This window comes from Streptomyces sp. ATexAB-D23, assembly GCF_000373645.1.
Classification (GTDB): domain Bacteria; phylum Actinomycetota; class Actinomycetes; order Streptomycetales; family Streptomycetaceae; genus Streptomyces; species Streptomyces castrisilvae.
The window spans coordinates 40034-61101 of sequence record NZ_KB892006.1 but is presented as its reverse complement, the minus strand read 5'-3'; the positions used below and the strand labels follow the sequence as shown (position 1 = coordinate 61101).

General features: G+C 69.6%; 20 protein-coding genes. 7 read left to right on the top strand and 13 right to left on the bottom strand.

Annotated elements, in window-relative coordinates; all coding sequences use genetic code 11:
• Positions 1-201: 201 nt before the first annotated feature.
• Positions 202-543 (top strand): VOC family protein, encoded by a 342-nt coding sequence (locus tag B082_RS0108065; RefSeq protein ID WP_018551304.1) that lies wholly within the window; start codon positions 202-204, stop codon positions 541-543.
• A gap of 121 nt (positions 544-664) precedes the next feature.
• Here the strand turns inward: B082_RS0108065 and B082_RS0108060 are convergent, their stop codons facing one another.
• From B082_RS0108060 to B082_RS0108020, 9 genes are all read right to left on the bottom strand, one after another.
• Positions 665-1168 (bottom strand): pyridoxamine 5'-phosphate oxidase family protein, encoded by a 504-nt coding sequence (locus tag B082_RS0108060; RefSeq protein WP_018551303.1) that lies wholly within the window; start codon positions 1166-1168, stop codon positions 665-667.
• Between the two features lie 106 nt (positions 1169-1274).
• Positions 1275-1682, bottom strand: coding sequence for a GFA family protein (locus B082_RS0108055; RefSeq protein WP_037709689.1), 408 nt, complete (start codon positions 1680-1682; stop codon positions 1275-1277).
• A 99-nt stretch (positions 1683-1781) separates the two neighbouring features.
• Positions 1782-2498, bottom strand: a complete 717-nt coding sequence (locus B082_RS0108050; protein WP_018551301.1) for an NADPH-dependent F420 reductase — start codon at positions 2496-2498, stop codon at positions 1782-1784.
• 57 nt (positions 2499-2555) lie between these two features.
• Positions 2556-3740: an acyl-CoA dehydrogenase family protein gene (locus B082_RS0108045; protein ID WP_018551300.1), complete on the bottom strand. Its 1185-nt coding sequence runs from the start codon at positions 3738-3740 to the stop codon at positions 2556-2558.
• A 26-nt stretch (positions 3741-3766) separates the two neighbouring features.
• Complete coding sequence (locus B082_RS0108040; RefSeq protein ID WP_018551299.1) at positions 3767-4720, bottom strand: alpha/beta fold hydrolase; 954 nt, start codon at positions 4718-4720, stop codon at positions 3767-3769.
• A gap of 273 nt (positions 4721-4993) precedes the next feature.
• Positions 4994-5740: an SDR family NAD(P)-dependent oxidoreductase gene (locus tag B082_RS0108035; protein WP_018551298.1), complete on the bottom strand. Its 747-nt coding sequence runs from the start codon at positions 5738-5740 to the stop codon at positions 4994-4996.
• Positions 5741-5880: 140 nt separating this feature from the next.
• Positions 5881-6579 (bottom strand): DUF899 domain-containing protein, encoded by a 699-nt coding sequence (locus B082_RS35805; RefSeq protein ID WP_018551297.1) that lies wholly within the window; start codon positions 6577-6579, stop codon positions 5881-5883.
• A 36-nt stretch (positions 6580-6615) separates the two neighbouring features.
• Positions 6616-8166, bottom strand: coding sequence for an AMP-binding protein (locus B082_RS0108025; protein ID WP_018551296.1), 1551 nt, complete (start codon positions 8164-8166; stop codon positions 6616-6618).
• Positions 8163-8987, bottom strand: a complete 825-nt coding sequence (locus B082_RS0108020) for a p-hydroxycinnamoyl CoA hydratase/lyase (RefSeq protein WP_018551295.1) — start codon at positions 8985-8987, stop codon at positions 8163-8165. Before B082_RS0108020 ends, B082_RS0108025 begins: the two co-directional genes overlap by 4 nt.
• Positions 8988-9471: 484 nt before the next feature.
• Between B082_RS0108020 and B082_RS0108015 the strand changes: the two genes are divergently transcribed.
• A complete protein-coding gene (locus B082_RS0108015) occupies positions 9472-10245 on the top strand; it encodes a DUF6008 family protein (RefSeq protein WP_037709687.1) in 774 nt (257 codons plus the stop codon).
• Between the two features lie 1103 nt (positions 10246-11348).
• Entirely contained in the window at positions 11349-12227 is an 879-nt protein-coding gene (locus B082_RS35800) for a helix-turn-helix transcriptional regulator (protein ID WP_078622529.1), read from the top strand.
• A gap of 245 nt (positions 12228-12472) precedes the next feature.
• On the opposite strand, the gene B082_RS0108005 is transcribed toward B082_RS35800, so the two are convergent.
• Positions 12473-13642 (bottom strand): putative PEP-binding protein, encoded by a 1170-nt coding sequence (locus B082_RS0108005; protein WP_078622528.1) that lies wholly within the window; start codon positions 13640-13642, stop codon positions 12473-12475.
• Positions 13643-13708: 66 nt separating this feature from the next.
• Positions 13709-15589 carry an FAD/NAD(P)-binding protein gene (locus tag B082_RS0108000; RefSeq protein ID WP_026249543.1) on the bottom strand — a complete coding sequence of 627 codons (1881 nt, stop codon included), beginning with the start codon at positions 15587-15589 and terminating at the stop codon, positions 13709-13711.
• Between the two features lie 538 nt (positions 15590-16127).
• On the opposite strand from B082_RS0108000, the gene B082_RS0107995 reads away from it, so the two are divergent.
• Both B082_RS0107995 and B082_RS38820 read left to right on the top strand, forming a co-directional pair.
• Positions 16128-16373, top strand: a complete 246-nt coding sequence (locus B082_RS0107995) for a hypothetical protein (RefSeq protein WP_018551290.1) — start codon at positions 16128-16130, stop codon at positions 16371-16373.
• A 114-nt stretch (positions 16374-16487) separates the two neighbouring features.
• On the top strand, positions 16488-16637 hold the full coding sequence (locus tag B082_RS38820) for an SCO1431 family membrane protein (RefSeq protein ID WP_018551289.1): 150 nt from the start codon (positions 16488-16490) through the stop codon (positions 16635-16637).
• A gap of 108 nt (positions 16638-16745) precedes the next feature.
• On the opposite strand, the gene B082_RS0107985 is transcribed toward B082_RS38820, so the two are convergent.
• The gene (locus tag B082_RS0107985; RefSeq protein WP_018551288.1) at positions 16746-18020 is read right to left on the bottom strand and encodes a glycoside hydrolase family 18 protein; all 1275 of its coding nucleotides are present in this window, start codon (positions 18018-18020) and stop codon (positions 16746-16748) included.
• A gap of 383 nt (positions 18021-18403) precedes the next feature.
• Here B082_RS0107985 and B082_RS0107980 point away from each other — a divergent pair, with 383 nt between their 5' ends.
• Complete coding sequence (locus tag B082_RS0107980) at positions 18404-19576, top strand: acyl-CoA dehydrogenase family protein (protein ID WP_018551287.1); 1173 nt, start codon at positions 18404-18406, stop codon at positions 19574-19576.
• A 391-nt stretch (positions 19577-19967) separates the two neighbouring features.
• On the opposite strand, the gene B082_RS0107975 is transcribed toward B082_RS0107980, so the two are convergent.
• Positions 19968-20369, bottom strand: coding sequence for a hypothetical protein (locus B082_RS0107975; RefSeq protein ID WP_018551286.1), 402 nt, complete (start codon positions 20367-20369; stop codon positions 19968-19970).
• A 202-nt stretch (positions 20370-20571) separates the two neighbouring features.
• On the opposite strand from B082_RS0107975, the gene B082_RS0107970 reads away from it, so the two are divergent.
• Complete coding sequence (locus B082_RS0107970; RefSeq protein ID WP_018103953.1) at positions 20572-21012, top strand: Lrp/AsnC family transcriptional regulator; 441 nt, start codon at positions 20572-20574, stop codon at positions 21010-21012.
• Positions 21013-21068 lie beyond the last annotated feature (56 nt).

Here is a 21068-nt window from a genome sequence, read left to right as displayed (position 1 = left end):
CGGATCGGGCGCGCGGTGCGGCAACCTGCGGCTTCCCGGCGGGACGGCACCTTACGGTGGAAGTCTCCGCGGCCGGCCGGTGCCACCGGGCGGTGGTCGTCGAGCGCGCCGTCGAGGCGGATGACTTCGCACAGCACCGAGAGGCGTGGCGTGGCGACAGCCGCTGCCGCGACCTGAGATCACACATCAAGGAGATTCGACATGGCGACACTGAAGCCCGGAAGCATGCTGGTCGGCTCGACTCGTCCCGAGGAACTGAAGGCCTGGTACATCAAGGCGCTGGCCCCGGAGTTCACCGGCGATGGCCCGATCGACCTGGGCGGCTTCCACCTGGTCGTCTGCGAGCGCGACGACATCGACGCGAAGAACGACCAGCCGGGTCGCTCGATCGTCAACTTCCATGTCGACGACTTCGACGCGGTGGAGGCCCAGCTGAGCGCCGCCGGCGCGGAGTGGATCTCGATCGAGGACCGCGAGCCGGGCAAGTTCGGTACGTTCGCCGACCCCGACGGGAATTACCTCCAGATCATCCAGTGGAAGTAGGACGCCTGAGCCCGGGTGCTCCCGCAGCCCCTCTTCCGGTCCGGTGCGGACCGGAAGAGGGGCTGCTCGTTCGGGCCGACAGCGGTGCAGGCCGCCGAGGGCGTTCGCCTTCCGGCCGGCCTCAGTCCCGCTCCGCGCCGTAGGCCTGGGCGTAGTTCACGGCCCGCGGCGGCGGGAAGCGGGTGACGAAGTCGCACACGACGACATGAGTGGGGACGATGGAGATCACGGCCATCTCGCTGGTGCTCTCCCGCTTCACCCGCATCCACTCCTCCATCTGCGCCTCGTCGCCGATGTTCCGCCGGGACGCGTCGATGTGCTCCTGGGGGATCCCCTGCCGGATCTCGATCGAGGCCGTTCCGCGTACGTTCATGATCAGCGGTGTGTAGGTGGTGGTGTCGACCGTGAAGGCGACCTGCGGGTGCGCCCTGAGCGCCTTGACCTTGTACGCTCCGGTCGGGGTGGCGAAGACGAAGGCCTTGCCGTTCCACATGTAGGAGACCGGCACCGCACGTGGGTGGCCGTCCAGCCCCACGTATCCGAGCCGCATCGGGATCGGTGCCTCGATCAGCGTCCGGATCACCGGGTCCGTCTCCATCAGGTGCACGATCTCGGCGTAGTTCATGGATACCGCTCCTTCTCGCCGGGCGGAACTCTCGGTCCGCTCCACGGGACGTCGTGGACGCCCGTTTCTCTCGTCGTACCTGGCCGCAGGGGGTGCGGGGCCCCGGTCACACGGCGGCCGCGGGCTCCGGCACCTGAGGGAGCCAGGACACGGCGTCGTCGCGGAAGTGCTGGTTCCGCGGGACGAGCACACGGTCGTCGTCCAGGCTCATGATCGTCACGAATACGGCGTCCGAGCCGTCGTCGAGCGCGCACACCCGGGAGCCGCACTCGCCGCAGAACCCGCGCCCGGCGCCCGGCGAGGTCGCGTACCAGGTCGGCTCGCCGCCCGGACCGTCCCAGGCGAAGCCGGACAGGGGGAAGCCCACAAAAGCCATCATCGGGCCGCCGGAGAGCTTCCGGCAGTGCGGGCAGCTGCACACATGGGGGTAGAACGGCCGGCTGTGCGCGCTGTACCGGATCTTCCCGCACAGGCAGCCGCCGGTACGGGTCTGCTGCTGGTCCATCTCGCTCATCGTGGTGTCCCCACGCTCTCGGTCCGTCGGTTGTGCCCCCGCGGGGAAGCCCGCTGTCGCCGGCGGGCTTCCCCGCTTCCTCCGGGCACCGGGCAGGGGTCAGAAGGTGCGGTCCGCCACCCGTACCCTCTCGACGTTCACCAGCGCCGCTCGCAGCTCGGCGGCCGGCAGGGGAGCCCCGAGGGCTTCGGTCCGGTCCTCGAAGGCGGTGTCCTTGTCGGCCATGTAGAGCCAGGTGTAGGCGGAGGTCTCCGGCTCGATGCGCCAGCTGTCCGCCAGCGATCCCACGTCGACGGTGTCGAAGCCGATCGTGTTGATCAGCGCCGACGCCCCGGTCTTCGCGGAGGCGTCGTTGCCGGCGATGCCCACGGCGCTGCGCTCCGGATGGCCGGAGGGCCGGGCGAGCTGGGTGATGTGGTGGGCCAGGATGCCGCTGAACGCCTTGACCAGGTGGACCCCGTCGAAGTGCTGCTGGATCAGCTCGCTGGTGGTCAGCTTCTCCGAGTCCAGCTCCTCGATGCGGCCGTCGCGGATCGGGTAGTAGTTGCTGGTGTCCAGCAGGGTCCGGCCCCGCAGCGGCGCCGCCGGGACGGACCGGTAGTCGGTGACCGGCAGGGCCATCACGACGAACTCGCCGGCCCTGGAGGCCTGTTCGACGGTGCCGGCCGTGGCCAGCGGGCCCAGGTCCGCGACGAGGCCGGCGAGGCTCTCGGGACCGCGGGAGTTGGACATCACGACCGGAATGCCGTTCCCGACGGCGAGCCGTGCGATCACGGTGCCCATGACTCCGCTGCCGATGATTCCAAGGGTGGACATGACGACTCCTCAGGATTTTTGGTGGACTCTCTCGTGCCGGGGGCGGCTCGGCACCGGTCAGATGTAGTAGGTGTTGGGCTCCAGGCCGCAGAGGATCCGGCCGTAGGTCTCGGCGTTGACATCCGGATTCATCATCGCGTGCAGGCCGAAGGTCTGGAGGTCGTTGGCCACCTGCTGGAGCGGCACCTTGGTGTAGGCCGCGGAGCCGCCGCTGGACGAGGCGAGGATCTCCACCGCCTCCCGGGTCAGCCGCACGGCCGAGCCCTCGTCCGCGCGGCTGCGGCCGCGCTCCGCCATCTCCCAGGGCTCGGCCGAGGCGCACTTGGCGTCCAGCTGGGCGGCCAGCCGGGTCGCGTGGAACTCCGCCTCGTCGAGCTTCATCACCGCTTCGGCGACCCGCAGATGGGTCACCGGGGCCTCGCTCTGGCTCGGGTACTCGGTGTAGGTGATCTTGCGGCCGGGGAGCCGCTCGAAGAAGAGGTCCCGCACCGCCTTGCCCATGCCGACGGCGACCCCGACCGTGGACGCCGCGCCCACCACGATGAGCGGAGCCCGGTACATCGGCGAGTCGGCGTTCAGCTTGGAGACCGACTGGCCACCGAGCACCATGGGCGCCGGCAGGATGCGTTCCTGCGGGATGAACAGGTCCTTCGCGGTCGTGGTGACGCTCCCGGTCCCGCGCAGACCGCCGGTGTGCCAGTCGTCGACGATCTCCAGCTCCGACACCGGGACCGGGCCCATCACCGGGTACGGCTGCCCGTCCGGGTCCAGGAAGATCGCCGCGACCTGCTGCCAGGTGCTGCTGAGGGCGCCGCTGATGAACGGCCACGAACCGTTGACCAGGACACCGCCGGGAACGGGGACGGCCGTCGCGGTCCCGGGCCCGATGGTGGCGCAGAGCCCTGTGCCGGCCTCCGCGAACACCTCGTCCTGGACCTCGTCCGGGTACAGGCCCACACCCCAGCCGGCGACCCAGGAGCTGGCCACCACCCAGGCGGCGGACCCGTCGGCCTTGGCTATCTCCTCGGCCACCGCCACCATGGTCTGCGCGTCGCTCTCGTACCCGCCGTAGCGCAGCGGGATCCGCATCCGGAAGACGCCCGCGTCGCGCAGGGCCTCCACCGAGTCCGGGTGCAGCCGGCGGTTCTCCGTCGACCACGCGGTGTTGGCCCGCAGCACGGGCGCGATCGCGGACACCTGCCGCACCAGCTGTTCCCGGGTCGGGATGACGAAGGTTGACATGACTTCTCCTCAACGGGCTTGTGGGATCAGGGTCGGACGAAGAACTCGTTGAACGCGTCGATGACGGCCTGCGGCGCCTCCTCGACGAAGTAGTGGCCCGCGTCGGGCACCAGCACGACCCGCACGTCGCTCCCCTGGGTGGGCAGCGTCGCCTCCATCTGCTTGGCGAACAGGCCGTCGGCGAGGTTGGAGACCAGGCCGAGCATGGGCGCGGTCACCTGCCCGTAGGTTCCGAGGTCGGCGATGTCCTGGCCGAACGTCTGGTACCAGCCGTTGCCGCCGCGGATCGCGTCCGCCGTGTCGTAGGCCCGGGTGTAGACGGCCCGGTCCGCCGGGGTCACCGCGCCCTGGTCCAGCAGGAAGTTGTCGAAGACCCAGTCGATGAGGAAGTGGGCGCGTCCGGCCAGCAGTTGCTCGGGCAGGCCGACGACCTGGTTGAAGGCGAACCACCACGGGAAGAAGGGCAGGCCCGGGGCCGGCAGCACGGGGATCTGGTACATCGAGGCGTCCGGGTGGAGCACATCGAGCAGGGCGACCCTGCGGGTGGCCTCCGGGTGGTTGACCGCGAAGCTGAACGCGACCTGGGCGCCGACGTCGTGGCCCGCGATGTCCACCTGGTCGTAGCCGAGTGAGCGGACGAATCCGTGGACGACCCCGGCCATCGTCTTCTTGTCGTACCCGGTGTCGGGCTTGTCCGAGCCGCCCATGCCGGGGAGGTCGAGCGCGATGACCCTGCGGCCGGCCGCGGCGAGGGCGGGCATCACCTTGTGGAACTCCCACCACGTCTCCGGCCAGCCGGGCAGCAGGACCAGCGGAGTGCCCTCCCCGCCGGCGACGTAGTGGAGGCGGAGACCGTTCACGGTGGCGTATTCGCTGCGGAAGCCGCCGTCCAGGGAGTTCGCGAGTTCCGCATCGGTCGGGACGCCCGGGGCCTCCCCGCCGGTGTCCGGTGTGTTCTTGCTGCTGCTGTTCGTCGTCACTGTTCCCACTCCTCGTGGTCGTGGCCGAAACAGGTATGCGAAGGACCGGCCCACGGGCTCGGTGCTGCTCAGCCATCATCGAAGATGGGAATCCCACCGGCCTCTTCCTACGTGCCCTCCCGCCGGGCGGGGCGGACGCCGGGTTCGGGGCATGCGTGCGCAACGGCTCGGCGGGCCGGTTCCCATGCCTGCCAGGCCGTATCCGGGAGTCGCGACGACGTACGGGGCAGGGCCGACCGGCGGCCCTGCCCCGTACTCATGACGTGGACCGCGTCAGGGCAGCTTCTTCAGCCCGGCCCCGGTCAGGAGGTAGCCGGGCGCGACCGAGGCCGCCTTTGCCCGGACCAGCTCGACCATCGCCGAGCCGGCGATCTCCGGGGTGAGCGGCGGCCCCATCTGCTTCAGGTACTCCTCCTCGGACCGGCCCTCGCGAGCCGCGTACGCGCGGGCCGCCGACCGGCCCAGCTCGGTCAGCGGAGTGATCCGGGGAAGCACCGCGGAGAACGTGATGTCCAGTCCCGCGCGGTTCGCCTCGTCCTGGGCGTATCCGGTGATGAAGCGCTGGGTGGCCTTGGCGCCGGCGTAGCCCCCGGAGAGCGGCGAACCCGCCATCGCGGCACCGCTGCTGACCACGATCACCCTGCTGCCGGGCCGCAACGGGGTGAGCAGGGCCTCCCGCAGCCAGTGGAACGCGATCCTGACATCGGTCTGCCAGTTGACCGAGAAGGTCTCCCAGGTCTGGTGGTGCAGCGGACGCATGTGCGGGCTCGCGCCCGCCGCCAGGACGACGACCTCGGGCCGGTAGCGGTCGAGGAGGCTGCCCGCCACTGTGGGGTCGCCGGCGTCGGCGAGTTCGGGCACGGTGCTGCCGGCGCCGGCGGCCGGCTCGGGGAACGGCGCCGCGGTGCGCGAGACGGCGACCACCCGGGAACCGGCCCCGGCGAAGGCCGTGGCGATCCCATGGCCCAGGCCGCGGCTCGCGCCGACGACGATGGTGGTCTTGCCGGACAGGTCGCTCATGATGTCCTCCAGGTAACGGGCGTGTCCGGTCGCGGACGGTCGAGAACTCCGGCCCCGGGACCTGTCGCGGGGAGGCAGCAGGTCCCGGAGCCGGAGTCAGGGGCCCCCGGCTGTCGCCGGAGGGCGGGGAGGGCGACTCGCTACGACTTGAAGCGTGTGCCATTCCACCAGTTGTTGCCGGGCGTGGCCGCGTCCTTGCTGTCGTAGCTGTCCTTGTAGCGCCACCAGTCCCACGGGTGTTCGAGCTCGTCCTCCTGCCGGCCCAGGGCGGTGATGTCCAGGTAGTTGTAGAAGTTCTTGAAGATGTCCCCGCCCCGGTCGAAGACCGAGTAGGTGTGGAAGACGTCGTCGCCGTCACGGATGAACGCGCTCACCCCGGGCGACTCGCCCATCTCGGTGGCGGCCTCGTAGTCGTAGTTGAAGTCGCTGCCGAACGACGAGTACCAGGGGTACTTCCAGCCCATCCGGGCCTTGAAGGGTTCCAGCTTCGCCAGCGGCGCCCGGGAGACCAGGGCGAAGCTGGTGTCCCGCGCCCACATGTGGGCGAGCTCGCCGACGCTGTCCGTCTGCATGGAGCAGCCGATGCAGCCCTCTTCGTCGTCCGGGCCGAACATGAAGTGCCGGACGATGAGCTGACGGCGGCCCTCGAACAGGTCGAGCAGCGTCGCGGTGCCGTCCGGCCCTTCGAAGAGGTACTCCTTCTCCGCCTTGACCATCGGCAGTTTCCGGCGCTCCGCGGCGATCATGTCACGGGCGTTGGTGACCTCCTTCTCCTTCTCCAGGAGCGCCCTGCGGGCCTCCAGCCACTCCGACCGGGAAACTATCTTCGGAAGGTTCATCGGGTTCTCCCTGGGTGGTCTGCTTCGGAGTTGCGATTACCGGCCGGTCTGTTCGCGGGCCAGAAGACTGCGGCGCTCGATCTTGCCGACCGGTGTGCGGGGGATCTGATCGATGAACTCGATCCGCCGGATCTTCTTGTAGGGGGCGACCCTTTCGGCGACGAAGGCCATGATTTCCTCGGGCGTGACCGGCTCGCCGGTCACCACGAATCCCTTCGGGATTTCGCTGGCCTCCTCGTCCGGCACGCCTATGACCGCCGCGTCAGTGACGTTCGGGTGCGACATCAGGACCGCTTCGAGTTCGACCGGGGACACCTGCTGGCCCTTGTACTTGATGAGTTCCTTGATGCGGTCGACGAGGAAGAGTTCTCCGTTCTCGTCGACATGGCCGAGGTCGCCGGTGTGCAGGAAACCGTCCGGTTCGAGCACCTTGGCGGTGGCCTCCGGCGCGTTGAGGTAGCCCTTCATCACGTGCGGGCCGCGGATCAGGACCTCGCCGTCCTGGTTGTGCCCGAGTTCCTCGCCGGTGGTGATGTCGAGGATCTTGCACTCGATGTTGGGGGAGGTGGGGCCGACCGACCCCGGGGCCACCGGGTCGGCGAGCTGCATGAACGAGACCAGTGCCTCGGTGAGGCCGTATCCCTGGCCGATGCTCACCCCCAGGCGCCGCCGGCAGAGCTCGGCGGTGCCGGGGTCGAGCGCGGCGCCGCCGGAGACGATCGAGCGGAGCGAGGAGAGGTCGTACCGGTCCACCAGCGGGCTCTTCGCGAGGAGGACGGCGATGGTCGGTACGACGTAGAGGCGCGTGACGCGGTGCTCCTGGATCGCCTTGAGGTAGGACTCGGGGTCGAAGCGCGGCATCGTCACCAGCGTCGCGCCCTGGAGCAGACTGGCGTTCATCGTCATGATCAGGCCGAAGGCGTGGTGGAAGGGCGGGACGGCGAGCACCGTCTCGCCCTCGTCGAGGGGCGCGACCAGGCTGGTCTGGAGCACATTGGCGATCATGTTCCGATGGGTCAGCAGCACCCCCTTGGGATAACCGGTGCTGCCGCTGGAGTGGAGCACGGTCACCACGTCCCGCGCCGGGTCGATGGCCGGCTCGGGCGGCGCTCCGTCGGCGAGCAGTGCGGAGAACGACGTAGCGCCCTCCGCCTCACCGAACACGATGACCTCTTCGACCTTCGTCCGCGCGGTCACCGCCGTGGCCTTGGCCACCTCGGACGGCACGGTCACCAGCAGGCGCGCGCCGGTGTCGTTCAGGTGGGCGGTGAGATCGTCCGCCGTGTCGAGGGGATTGAGCACCACCACCGTGCCGCCCGCCAGAGCGGCGGCGTGGTACGCGACCGGGTAGGCGGGCACGTTCGGGGCGAGGAGGGCCAGCACGTCGCCCTTGCCGAAGCCGCGGGCACCAAGCCCGGTGGCGGCGCGGCGCACCGCCGATGCGAGCTGCCCGTACGTGTGACCGTTCTCCCCGTCCACGTCGACCGTCGCCAGCCGGTCCGGGTACTGCTCCGCCTGCCGCAGGATGAAGGAGGTGAACGTGGTCTCGGGGACGTGGACGCGCGGACGTGGGCCGGTGAATATCATGACGCGGCGTCCACCCGGCTGTACGTGCTGAGGCCGGGCTGGTAGTCGCGCTTCTCGAACTGCTTGAGCGCCACGTTGATCCACTCGTTGCCGCTGAGACGGGAGAGCTCCCAGAGCTTCGCCTGGTCGTAGTCGATCGACGCCGGGAGGTCCATGGTCGTGGTGCGCTCATAGACCTGCTTCGCCAGTTCCAGGGTGATCGGGTTCTTGTTGACGATCCTGCCGACGATCCGGTCGGTCTCCGCGTCCAGTTGATCCGCCGGGACGGCCTTGTTCACCAGCCCGTACGCCTCCGCCTGCCGCCCGGTGAGCGTGTCGCCGGTGAGGATGTAGTACAGCGCCTGCTTGCGCGGCAGGTTGTGGGTGGCCGCCCAGGTGGCTCCACCCGCCGGGAAGATGCCGAAGTTGATCTCGGAGAGTCCGAACTTCGCGGTCTCCGACGTGATGGCCAGATCGCAGATCCCCGCCACCAGGAACCCACCGCCGAAGGCGTACCCGTTCACCTTGGCGATGGTCACCGCGGGGAAGGCCTTCAACCGCTTGAACCAGTTGAGCGCCACCAGATTGGTCCGGTAGAACAACTGCGGGTCGTCGAAAGGCCGCAGGAAGCACTCTTCGAGGTCCATCCCGGAGCTGAAACTGTCACCGGAGCCGGTCACGACGACCGCCTTTACGGTTCCGGCCGCCTCGATCGCGTCCAGGGCCTCGTTCATATCCAGGTGCATCTGCGGATTCATCGCGTTCTTCTTGCCCGGCCGGTTCAGGTAAATGGTGGCCTTCGGTCCGTCGATCTCGACGTTCACCGTGTCCAGCGTGATCATTTTTTGGCCTCTTCTCCAGACGAAGTGCGCACGCGCACAGCAATTCACCAATCCACCGTCCGTGGCTCCGGCCACGGATATGAGCATCACATTGGCTGTATCGGGTCGGCTTCTCCCAATGTGCTTTGCCGGGAATCGGTCCGGAGCGGTCCGAGGCGGCGCCGGCGGCGGGGGTTGCACGCGACGAAGAACCTCGCCGCCGGCGAGGTCCAGTCCCACCTCGCCGAGATCGGAAAAGAGAGCAATTTGGAAGAGGCGAACCCGGCGGACAGAGGGCAGTCTGTTGTGCGGGAGGCACGTAGGCAGGCCAGTTCGCCATCGTGAGCAGCGGGAGGGTGCTGGTTCTGCGCGTGCCGGGGGAACCCAGGGACGTGCTTTCTCGCTGGTCTCGGATTCCGGCAACCACCTCAGAGGGTGTCGGACTCCGGCAGCTGTTTCTGCGATCTTTCCGCACAGTTGAGAGACAACCAGGGAGGAACTTCGTATGGATCACTCCGGCATGCCTGGGATGGCACCCACCGTTTCGACGGTGGACACCGTGGGCGCTGTTCTCTTCATCGGCTGGGCCGTCGCGATGTGGGCCGCCGTCGCCGTGCTCGCGGTCGGGAACCGGAGGGAGGTGAAACCGTGGCTGTACAAGGTCGCCGTGGGGCTCGTGGGCGTGGGCGTGGTGGGCCAGGTCGGTCACTTCCAGGAACACGTCACGCAGGCCGGCTACTGGATCGCCCATCCCTACGCCCCCGCGTGGATGACTCCATGGGCTGACAGCTTCGCCCGTGGGATGGGTCAGGTCGACGCCGGCAAGCCCGCACTCGGGATGGAGATCCTGCACCTGGTGGGCAACTTCATCTTCCTCGCCGGACTGGTCGGCATCGTGCAGATCACGCACCGGGTCGCCGGACAGCTGAAGGCGCGCAAGTGGGCCAGGATGGGCGTCTGGATGCAGGGCATCCACGGCATCGAGCACATCGTGCTGACGGCTTCCGTGGCGCTGGGCGCGAGCCGGGCCATCGGCCTGTCCACCTGGTTCGGCGCCATCGAACCGGGCCCGGCACTGGTGACGTACCGGGTCTGGTGGCACTTCGTGGCCAACGCGGTGGGCACGGTCATCCTTGGTATCGCCGTCTACCACCTCTGGAAGGAGAAGCGGGCGGTCAAGGAGAGCTTCGGTCTCCCGGTGGACGTGGACGTCGCGGCTGCCCCGGCCGGCTCGGAGGAGGGCTCCGCGAGCGCGTTCGAACCGCTGGGGCGCCACTGAGGGGCGTCGGCTCGGGCCCGGTCATCGCGCGGAGCGTGTGACCGGGCCCGTTCCTTGCCGAGCCCCTCGCGGCGCGACTCGGCTGAGGCGCCCGTGCTGACGAGTTGAGACTTCGCATGTCTCCTCGGCGCACGGGCGCCTCGTGCGTTGTGCCTCCGGCGCCTCATCCCATCGGTGGCCACCGCGAATTGCTCACTCATGGGCGCGGTCCGGGTCCTGGCCCGTGAAAGCAGCAGCCCTGGTGGTTCGAGCACCGCAGTGATTTTGTGCCGCGCATTCCCGGCGTCGTCATTCTCGGCGTCGCGCGAGGGCCGTGCGCAAGCACCACGAAGCCGTGCTCGATGAGCGCGGGCAGGTGCCGTGGAAGGCGGGCGGGACCACGGGAACCGCCGGCCGAAGCGTGCGGCGTCGGGCAGAGCCCCGGCGTGGCTGTGTCGAACAGCGGCGGAGACAGGCCACCGCACCGTGACGTCCCGGTGCCGGCGGGACGTCCGGTCCGCAAGTTCGGCAGGAACCCCAGACTTGAGGAACTGCTCCATCACGGCCACGACGACGAGGTGGCGCTTGGAGGCGGGGACGCGTCGACGCGTCCCGGTTGCGCCGGGCTGCCTCGAACACCGCTTCGGGTCCCCCGGCTCCACCAGCGAGTGAAGCAGATGAAACCCGTTCCGGGGCAGAGATTTAATCCGCATCGCGCTGAACGCGTTCAACGGACGCGGTACCGTAAACGCGATTTTCGGCCATCTTCTCTCAACGTCCTGCTCAAACCGCAATTTTGAAGATGCGAACGGTTTCGAACAGTTAAACGATATTCCTCCGCCAGACTCGGCCGCCACGGCATCGGCCGAGTTCGACACGTTCGGGGAAGGTGTACCGCCACATGAGGGAGCCACCGCGCGACCGGTACAGAACGATCGGGCAACCCGAGACGGACCCGCTGACCCGCAGGGTAACTCGCTGTAACGAACGTGCCGGTGGGCCGGGCCGCGCTGCGACCGCTCACCGGAACGATTCTGATCGGGGATCCCGAAGTTCCCGACAGGCAATTGGTACTTCCGTGCACATGCAAATGCATTCTCAGCATCCAAAGCCGGGGGATACGGATGGCCACAGAGGCAGCGATCGAGCGCAGTATAAAAGCTATGTGGAATCACCACGCCGACCCGCTCTCCCTGGGACAACTGGCGGACACTGCCTTTTACAGCAAGTTCCACTATTCGCGGATGTTCAACGAGGTGACCGGGACGTCGCCGGGCCGGTTCCTCGCCGCGATCAGACTGTTCATGGCCAAGCGGCACCTGCTGGAGACCGCGGCCAGCGTCTCGGACATCACCTACCGAGTGGGATACAACAGCCTGGGCACGTTCACTAGCCGCTTCACCCGCAGTGTCGGCATCGCACCGACCAGGTACCGCTTCCTGGCCCGCTGCGGCATGCCACCGCTCACCCTGCCGGCCGCCCAGGCCGGCCACGGGTTGTCCACCGTGGCCGGAAGGCTGCACTTCCCGGCCGATGTCGGACCGGTCCGGGTCTATGTGGGCGCGTTCAGCACCCCGATCATGGAGGGACTGCCGCGCTCCTGCGACATTCTGGACGAGTGCCGTCCGTTCCGCCTGAACGTCCCCGACGGGCTGTGGTTCATCCGGGCGGCGGCCGTGATGCTGCACGACGGCGCACCGGGCCCGCAGGTCCGCCTGCCGAGGCTGATCGGCTCGGGGTGGGCGGTCCGGGCCCGCGGAGGACGAATGTACAACGCCGATGTGCAATTACGGGAGGCCACCCAGCTCGACCTGCCGATCCTGCTGGCCCTTCCGGAACTGGACGGCCCGTACCACCGGCCGCTGCACGCCGTCCCGTCCGATGAGGCCGGGTTCGCCGACAGCGGGTTCGGGCGGGCTCCCTGTGCGGGGGACTGGCAGGCGGATCCGTGGGACCGGGCCGGAGCGCATCGGCTGAGGGCCGTGCCGGAGGTGTCACCCTAGGGCCCGTCGTCACGTTCCCGTCCGCCGGCCGGCGCCATGCGCGCACTCCAGCCGCACCGGCCCCGGACCCGAGTACGTCCAGTACGAGGGTCCGGGGCCGGCACGCCGAGGAGTGGGGTCGCCCCTGTTCGACCGAAGCCGAGAACTCGGGGACGCGCCTGACGCCGTGCGCCCCTCCGTCCGCGCAGCCGGCTCCCGGTGCGGCGGGGCCGCCGCGTCCACCGCCGTACCGGGCGCTCACCCCGTCAGGGCTGCGACCGGAGGATCACCTGCTGGAGCTCGGCCGTGCACATCATGTAGCCGTCCGGGGTCGGCAGCTGCTCCAGGTAGTGGCCGAGGTCCGCCCCCAGCGCGAACACCCTCACCGGGGTGCCCGCGGCGCGCGCGGACTCCACCACCTTCCGTATGCCGTCGATGACCGCCGGGTGCCGGGTCTGATAGGACCCGGCCACCAGGTGGTTGCCCCGGTCCGCCGCGAGGTAGAACTGCACCAGGTCCTTCGTGCCGACGAACAGCTCGCTGGCGCCCGAGGCGCAGATCTCCGCGGTGGCGTGCACCGCCGCGGGCGTCTCGATGAACGCGGACACCGGCACGTCGGCCGGCAGCTCCAGGTGCCTGCTCAGCGTGGCGAACTCCTCCGCGTCGTTGACGAAGGGGACCGAGAGGTGTACCCGGCCCACCTCGTCACCGAGCCGCTTGCGCAGGGATCCGAGCACCGCGTGCAGCGCGTCCCGGTAGGCGTCCGAACCCAGCAGCCAGCGGGCGCCGTGCAGGCCCAGTTCGGGGTTGGGTTCGACCGCGACCTGAGCCAGTTCGGTGACCCGGGCAGCGTGGTCGGAGCGGAGGTCGAGCAGCCGCAGGACGAGCCGTTGCTCGGGCAGGAGGGCCTCCACGAACCTGCACAGCCGGTCCGCGACCGCCTGCCCGTACGCCGTGATGTCGGCCGGGCCGCCGCCCACCGCGTCCAGCGGACGCAGGCCCGCCGCCAGGCAGAGGAACTCCTCCCGGATGAAGAAGGAGTCGACCCGCTTCGCGTCCGGACCGCACGCGTTGATCGTGGCGATGTCCTGGAGGTCCGCGATGACCGCGCAGGCCGAGCCCAGATCGTCCAGCGAGGGGTCCGCCGCCGGGCTCGCCTCCGGGGCCACCGTGCCGGACTCGACGACGATCGACTGGCTCTCCAGATGCAGCGTCACCTCGCCAGTGACGCCGGCGAGATCGCTCTCGTCGACACGGAGCACGGGTATCCCCCTGCCACGGCAGATGGACTGCATGTGTCCGGTCAGCCCGCCCGCGCCGCAGACGACCGCACGTGACGCCACCATTGCGTCGTAAAGGCCCGCTTCGAGGGAACTGGCGACGAGGATGGATCCCTGGAGTGGACTTCTTGTGCGGTTACACGTGCCTCGCAACACCTTCTCTGTTCCGTCGCTCAACAGGAACCCTTGAATTCGTCGCCCGCTCAACTGGTCCTCCGCGTCCTAGGAGTTCGCTATCCCGAGTTGTCTGCGCAGTTCCTTCGGCGTGACCGAGACGTCGGTGAGCCGTTCGACGGCTGCCCGGTTGACGACAACCCTCATCAGGCGGTCGCGCCGGGAGGCATCCACCGAAAGGCCAGGCGGTTCCCCCACGGCCCGAATGCGGGAATCCAAACGGGAATCGATGATTTCCCGCTCACTTCGAGTACGTGTGGCCAGCCTCCTCACCTCCAGAGTCACAGCTTCCTCGAATTCGGCCCGGTCCACTTCCTTGATATTGCTGGAACGGGCATAGTATTTGGCCAAGCTCTCGGCCAAAACGTCGTCGCCCGGTTCCAGCCTCTCGATGACATGCGCGGCAACCGCGATCGAGTGGTTCTTGATGGCCGCGAGATTGAAGGTGAACGCACCGGTCCGGCCGTTCCGGACCATCTCGTCGCCTTCCCTGAGCACACCGACCGCGAAGACGGGCCCGACCGCCTCCCCGCCGGGGCCCAGCAGCGCCCCCCGTTCGTCGACCTCCAGACCGCGCCCGGTGCGCTCGTGGGGGACCGCCGTCCCCCGGCGCAGGAGGTTCTTCCAGAGCGGCCGGCCGACCCTGCCGTAGTCCGACTCCCTGCCGAAGTTGGAAATCACCAGGTCCGCCTCGATGGACCGGTTCCCGTTCCTGGCGTCGACGGAGACGGCCAGTCGCCCGGACTCCGTCGGCTTGATCCCGGCCACCTTGCCGACCACCAGTTGCACCGTCCCGTCCGACGGGTGCATCGCGTGCTCGATGATCTCCATCGTGTACGCCACCGCGCCCACCCGGAAGGCGGCGATCGCGGTACTGAACTCGTCGAGCAGCCCCCGTAGTTCCGCGGAGGGGATCCGCTCGATGGCCCTCGGCAGATGCGGCTCCCACGCCTTGGCCACCCGCTCCGCGACCACGGTCGGATGGATGCCGGGGTGCTCGCGCAGGACCGTCGAGCACGCGGCCTGCCACTCGCTCCGGACCCGGGCCAGGAACTCCTCACGATTGAGGTAGGGCTCCAGCAGCGTCTTCGGGCAGGGCAGCCGCACCACTTCGTGTTCATGGCCCGCGGGGTACGTACGGAACACCGTCCCGGTCCTGGACACCAGATGGATCTTCCCCGTGTGGCCGTGGCGCAACAGCAGGCCCGCCGAGTCGTACGCGCTCAGCACGGACCCGACGATCGCCACGGTCGCCCCGGGCGGGAGCGTCGTCAGTTTCCGGACGCCGGCCGCGGAGTACGGGTTACGCACGAAGGAGTCGTGATCGAGCACCTCCGCGGCGAACGGCGGCTCCCTGAGCTCCAGGCCGGTCGCGAGGATGACGCGGTCGGCGAAGAGCACCGTTGTCTCCCGGCCCTGCCCGTCTCCGGAACCCTTCCCCGCGCCGTCCGGGGAGAAGTGACGCACCGTCACATCAACGCCGGCCGGACGGACTTCCAGGTCGACCGCCTCGCCGTCCGCCTCGACGAGCACGACACCGGGACAGGCGTCCCGCCTGGCCTCGGCCAGCCGGTCGATCAGGTAGTCCTGGAAGATCCGCCGGGGTGCCGGTCCCTCTTCGGTGAACGTCATCCCGGCCCAGGGGGCAGGCCAGTCCCCGCGGTCGGCCTCGGAGTTGGCCCAGCGGATGAAGTCGTGGACGTCCTCGCGGAAGGCCGACATCCGACCTGCCTGGATGTTGAACACATGACCCCAGGGGTTGCCGTCGCGGTGGTAGGCGACACCTGCGCACCGGTAGTCGGAACGCCGCTCCAGCAGAACGATTTCCAGGGGGTCGCGCGCGAAACGGAGCAGTCGCATAGCGGTGGCGGCGCCGGCCAGACCCGATCCGACAATGAGCACTCTTGGGCATAAACCTGTTCGAAGTATGGTGAAACCTCCCCGAAGAGGATGGGAATGCGGCTCTGCCGACTCACACCAGCCCCGGGCTTTCACGAAGCGGGCGTTCCGGCAGTCGGGCAGCGAAGCGGAAAGTGCCTTGACCAGCGATGACAAGGATTATGGAAGGCCTTGTTCCTGTCATCGTCCGAGGCGCTTCCCGGGTGAAGCACTCTATCGGGCCGGGGCCGGGTTCCGAGGGCGCTCGGACTGCCGCGACGATGCGCCGCCCGGCCGGGGCGGGAGGGACCTGCCGGAGCCGCGCGCCGTTCGATCGCCGGCCGGCCCCGGCCCCCGGTCCGACCCGCAACTCGGCGTCGAGACCCGTGAAGTGCTCCGGGCGCTGCGGGAGCGGCCGCTCCGTCAGCGGACCGTTGTCGACCCGCGAGTGGACGGGTCTGCGGGCAGACGGAGGAGCGGGGTGGTCGTCCCGGCCTCGCGCCCTACGCGCATGCCGAGGTGAGGGTCCGCCGCTGCTGGGCCCCGGAGCAAGACCCTGTATCTCGGTGCGCCGCCGCCGGCGGCGGGCGTGGACCGCGAGGAGCTGCCCGCCATCCTGTGCCATGAGCTCGACCACTGCGCCGGGCGGCATCACGGCTTCGGTGCCCTGGCTGTCCGCACCTCCAGAAACCTGCGCGACGTGGGCGAGGCGCTGCCCGACGCGATGACGGTCACGGCTGTGGCCTGCGGCACAGGCGGCGCCCCGCGGTCCGTGCCGCCCGCGCGTTCCGCCCCAGCTCAGCGCGGGCTCGGGCGACTGCCGGAGCTGCCGTGAGGCCCCGGGGGAGTGACCGACATCTCTACCCCGGAGGCCGTTCGGGCTGGCACTGTGGTCGGGTCCCGGCAGGGTGCTGGGTACGTCTACTGCCGGCCGACCGAACGAGATGCCATGAGCGCGACTGCCGCCAACCTCACCGCCGCCCGCCGCCGCAACCGGACGGGCGGCCCCGACGACGGCCCCAAGCTGCTTGAGCACGTCATGGGCTGGACGCTCGTGGTCGTCGTCGCCATGCTCATCACCCAGCTCCACCTGCTCTAAGGGCTGTCCCGCCAGGAATTGCGGGACAGCCCTTGGGGGCCCGCCGGGACACGACAGGGGGCGAGGAGCCCGCCCGGCTCCCCGCCCCTCGTGTTCCGTGCGTCGGCGTCAGCTGATCGCCTTGATCAGCTCGCCGTCGGTGGTGTCACCGCTGAGCTCCCAGAAGAAGGTGCCGCCCAGCCCCTGCTGGTTCTTGTACTCCATCTTGGTGCCGATGGTGGCCGGGGTGTCGTAGCTCCACCAGTTGCTGCCGCAGTGCGCGTACGCCGTGCCGGCGACCGTGCCGGTGGCAGGGCAGCTGTTCTTCAGGACCTTGTAGTCCTCGATGCCCGCCTCGTACGTGCCCGGGGCCGCGCCCGTCGCCGTACCGCCCGGCTCGTCCTGGGTGACGCCGGTCCAGCCGCGGCCGTAGAAGCCGATGCCGAGCAGCAGCTTCGATGCCGGGACGCCCTGGGCCTTCAGCTTCTCGATGGCCGCCTCGCTGTTGAAGCCCTCCTTGGGGATGCCCGTGTAGGAGGTGAGCGGGGAGTGCGGGGCCGTCGGGCCCTGCGCGTCCCAGGCGCCGAAGAAGTCGTACGTCATCGGGTTGTACCAGTCGAGGTACTGCGCCGCGCCGCCGTAGTCGACGGAGTCGAGCTTGCCGCCCTCCGAGCCGTCCGCGCTGATCGCCGCGGTGACCAGGTTGTCCGTGCCGAACTTCGAGCGGAGCGCCGACAGCAGGTTGCCGTAGGCGTCGCGCCCGCTGGTGTCACAGGTCAGGCCGCAGTCGTTGGGGTACTCCCAGTCGATGTCGATGCCGTCGAAGACATCGGCCCAGCGCGGGTCCTCGACCAGGTTGTAGCAGGACTCGGCGAACGCGGCCGGGTTCTGGGCCGCCTCACCGAAGCCGCCCGACCAGGTCCAGCCGCCGAACGACCAGAGCACCTTGAGGTCGGGGTGCAGCTTCTTCAGCTTGCGCAGCTGGTTGAAGTTGCCGGCCAGGTCCTGGTCCCAGGTGTCCGCGACCCCGTCGACGGACTGGTCGGCGGTGTAGGTCTTCTCGTAGTCGGCGTAGGAGTCGCCGACCGTGCACTTGCCGCCCTGGACGTTGCCGAAGGCGTAGTTGATGTGCGTCAGCTTGTCGGCCGAGCCGGAGGTCTCGATGTTCTTGACGTGGTAATTGCGGTCGTAGACACCCCATTCGGTGAAGTATCCGACCACCTTGTCGCCGGCCGCTGTGGGGGCGGCGGGCGCTGCTGCCGGTGCGGCGGCCCGGGGTGCGGCGGGGGCCGCGCCGGCGGAGCCGGTGCCCGCGACGCCCAGCAGGGCGGCGCCCAGGGCAGCGGTGCACGCGGCGGCGGCGACAGCCCGCAGGCGGGCTCCCGGGCGGTGCAGTCCGGTCATTGGTTGCTCCTCGTGGGGGAGGGGACGTGCCGGTGGACGACCGGCTTTCGGCGCTCGCACAAACTTGGCATGAACGCGGAAAGCCGGTTCGCTGGGAACCGTAGATGGACTAGACCAGTCGGGTCAATGGTTCGGACCAATCTCCGTGATCGCCGGGCTGTCCGCAGCTGTTGATCCGCACGTGCGGTCAACCGGTGACGGATGCCGTCCGATCGGGCATACTCGACCCGCCACAGCCGCCTGCCTGCACCTCTCGTAATCCGGGAGGGCAACATCGGCTGGGGAACAGTGATTTCGGGCATCGCCCGGAGATCCCCCGGCGGCGCCGCTCACACCCCGCGCGCGTGACCGCCGCAACGCCCGACAGGGAGGAGAGCGCCGTCATGTCCGACCGTGCCCCGCAGTGGGTCGAACGCCGTCTGCCCACCGAGGAGTCCAGCCAGCTCATCGCACTCGTCCGCGACATCGCCCAGCGGGAGATCATGCCGCGGGCCGCCGAGGAGGAGGAAGCGGGCCACTTCCCCCGCGAGGTCTTCACCCTGCTCTCCGAGTCCGGGCTGCTCGGCCTGCCCTACGAATCCGCCCACGGCGGAGGCGACCAGCCCTACGAGGTCTACCTCCAGGTCCTCGAAGAGCTCAGCGCCGCCCGTCTCACCGTCGGCCTCGGCGTCAGCGTCCACTCCCTGGCCTGTCACGCCCTCGCCGGCTACGGCACCAAGGACCAGCAGACCGAACACCTCCCCGCGATGCTCTCGGGTGGCCTGCTGGGCGCCTACTGCCTCTCCGAGCCCGCCTCCGGCTCCGACGCCGCCTCACTGCGCACCAAGGCCGTACGGGACGGCGACGACTGGGTCATCACCGGCACCAAGGCGTGGATCACACACGGCGGCGTCGCGGACTTCTACACCGTGCTGGCCCGTACCGGCGTCGAGGGCCCGCGCGGCATCACCGCCTTCCTCGTCCCCGGCGACGCCGCCGGACTGAGCGCCGCCGTCCCCGAGAAGAAGATGGGTATGAAGGGCTCGCCCACCGCCCAGCTCCACTTCGACGGGGTGCGCGTCCCGGACGTGAACCGGATCGGTGAGGAGGGCCAGGGCTTCGCGATCGCCCTGTCCGCCCTCGACTCCGGCCGGCTCGGCATCGCCGCCTGCGCCATCGGCGTGGCCCAGGCCGCGCTGAACGAGGCGCTCGGCTACGCCACCGGGCGCGAACAGTTCGGCCGCCCCATCGCCGACTTCCAGGGGCTGCGGTTCATGCTGGCCGACATGGCGACCCGGATCGAGGCGGGCCGGGCGCTCTACCTGGAGGCCGCCCGGCTGCGGGACGCGGGCCGTCCCTTCTCCCGCCAGGCCGCCATGGCCAAGCTCTTCTGCACGGACGCCGCGATGCAGGTGACCGTCGACGCCGTCCAGGTGCTCGGCGGTTACGGCTACACGCAGGACTTCCCCGTCGAACGCCTCATGCGCGAGGCCAAGGTGCTCCAGATCGTCGAGGGCACCAATCAGATCCAGCGGATGGTCATCGCCCGCCACCTTGCGGGCCCTGAGTCCCGCTGACCCCGAGCGGCCGCTCCGCCCACACGGGCGTCGTCATGATCCGGTTCCAGTCCTGGTCATGACGGCCCGGCAGGGTCCGTCCGGTGCTCTCCCAGTGCCGCAGCAGTGCCCGGTAGATCGGCGGATCGCTCGACTGGGGCACCGGGCGCGGCGCGGAACGGGGCGGCTCGGACCGCGACGCCGGTACGGAACCGGACTGCGGAACCGATTCTTCGGGGGCCGGAACGGAGAGTCGGCGGCGACCTGGGCCGGCCGTGGGATGCAGCGGGGTCATACCGGGCCAACGCCGCCGGAGGCGGCCGGGTCACTGGCTGTTCGATTCGGGCGCATGTTCACCCGGTTCTCCGCGGTGGCCGGGCCGCTCGCGCACCCCGGCCGGACGGGCGGTGTCTCAGGCGGCCTCGCGCCGCGGCTGCGCCGGCACCCTGATCGGGCGGGAGCTGGCGCCACCGGCGTGCGAGAACGGCTGCATCCTCCAGTCCAGCCCCTGGGGGAGCGTCAGCAGCAGGGCCGTCTCCTGCTCCTGGGACCCGGCCGTCTCGTCCGCGGGCCGCGCCCCGGACGCCGAGCGCCCCGTACCGGCGCACACGGTGAGCACGAACGGATTCCACGGCGACGGGCACAGCGCGTGCTCCGGCAGCACGTCCTCATCGGCCAGCAGCGCGATGGGCTGCGCGCAGTCCGGGCAGAGGACCCGGTACATCTCGAATGTGTCGTACGTGTCGGCGGCGGCGTCCTCGAACGGATCGACGGGCTCCGGTTCGATACGTCCGGTGAGCTTCAGGCTCTGCATGGGAAATCCCCCCTCGGGTGGGCCGACATGGCGCCGTGGCCTCGGCCACAGCAAGCACTTCCCGCCGCCGATCGGCTGTAACCATTCCGTGTCCGACTACCGGTCCGTAAACCTGTGGCGTTGGTCACATGCCCGGCGCAGGTGCCGTCCCAAGGGCTGGGCAGCTGTGCCAAGGAGGACTCCTGGCCATAGATTGATCCATATGGAGGAGCTGGACCGTCACATCGTGGAGTTGCTCGTCAAGGACGGGCGGATGAGCTACACCGACCTGGGCAAGGCCACCGGCCTGTCCACCTCGGCGGTTCATCAGCGCGTCCGCAGGCTGGAGCAGCGCGGGGTGATCCGGGGCTACGCCGCGGTCGTCGACCCCGAGGCGGTCGGCCTGCCCCTGACCGCGTTCATCTCGGTCAAGCCCTTCGACCCGAGCGCCCCGGACGACATCGCCGAACGGCTCGCCGGCGTCCCCGAGCTGGAGGCGTGCCACAGCGTCGCGGGTGACGAGAACTACATCCTCAAGGTCCGGGTCGCGACCCCGCTGGAGCTGGAGAACCTGCTGACGCGCATCCGCTCGCTCGCCGGGGTCTCCACCCGCACCACGGTCGTCCTCTCGACCCCCTACGAGGCGCGCCCGCCGCAGATCTGAACGGGATGCGCCGGACACCTCCTTCAGGGGGTCGCGCACAGGGCCGGCCCCGGCAG

Coding starts and splice junctions, on each gene's coding strand:
- B082_RS0108065 (WP_018551304.1), top strand. CDS start 202: ATGGCGACACTGAAGCCCGGAAGCATGCTGGTCGGCTCGACTCGTCCC.
- B082_RS0108060 (WP_018551303.1), bottom strand. CDS start 1,168: ATGAACTACGCCGAGATCGTGCACCTGATGGAGACGGACCCGGTGATC.
- B082_RS0108055 (WP_037709689.1), bottom strand. CDS start 1,682: ATGAGCGAGATGGACCAGCAGCAGACCCGTACCGGCGGCTGCCTGTGC.
- B082_RS0108050 (WP_018551301.1), bottom strand. CDS start 2,498: ATGTCCACCCTTGGAATCATCGGCAGCGGAGTCATGGGCACCGTGATC.
- B082_RS0108045 (WP_018551300.1), bottom strand. CDS start 3,740: ATGTCAACCTTCGTCATCCCGACCCGGGAACAGCTGGTGCGGCAGGTG.
- B082_RS0108035 (WP_018551298.1), bottom strand. CDS start 5,740: ATGAGCGACCTGTCCGGCAAGACCACCATCGTCGTCGGCGCGAGCCGC.
- B082_RS35805 (WP_018551297.1), bottom strand. CDS start 6,579: ATGAACCTTCCGAAGATAGTTTCCCGGTCGGAGTGGCTGGAGGCCCGC.
- B082_RS0108025 (WP_018551296.1), bottom strand. CDS start 8,166: ATGATATTCACCGGCCCACGTCCGCGCGTCCACGTCCCCGAGACCACG.
- B082_RS0108020 (WP_018551295.1), bottom strand. CDS start 8,987: ATGATCACGCTGGACACGGTGAACGTCGAGATCGACGGACCGAAGGCC.
- B082_RS0108015 (WP_037709687.1), top strand. CDS start 9,472: ATGGATCACTCCGGCATGCCTGGGATGGCACCCACCGTTTCGACGGTG.
- B082_RS35800 (WP_078622529.1), top strand. CDS start 11,349: ATGGCCACAGAGGCAGCGATCGAGCGCAGTATAAAAGCTATGTGGAAT.
- B082_RS38820 (WP_018551289.1), top strand. CDS start 16,488: ATGAGCGCGACTGCCGCCAACCTCACCGCCGCCCGCCGCCGCAACCGG.
- B082_RS0107985 (WP_018551288.1), bottom strand. CDS start 18,020: ATGACCGGACTGCACCGCCCGGGAGCCCGCCTGCGGGCTGTCGCCGCC.
- B082_RS0107980 (WP_018551287.1), top strand. CDS start 18,404: ATGTCCGACCGTGCCCCGCAGTGGGTCGAACGCCGTCTGCCCACCGAG.
- B082_RS0107975 (WP_018551286.1), bottom strand. CDS start 20,369: ATGCAGAGCCTGAAGCTCACCGGACGTATCGAACCGGAGCCCGTCGAT.
- B082_RS0107970 (WP_018103953.1), top strand. CDS start 20,572: ATGGAGGAGCTGGACCGTCACATCGTGGAGTTGCTCGTCAAGGACGGG.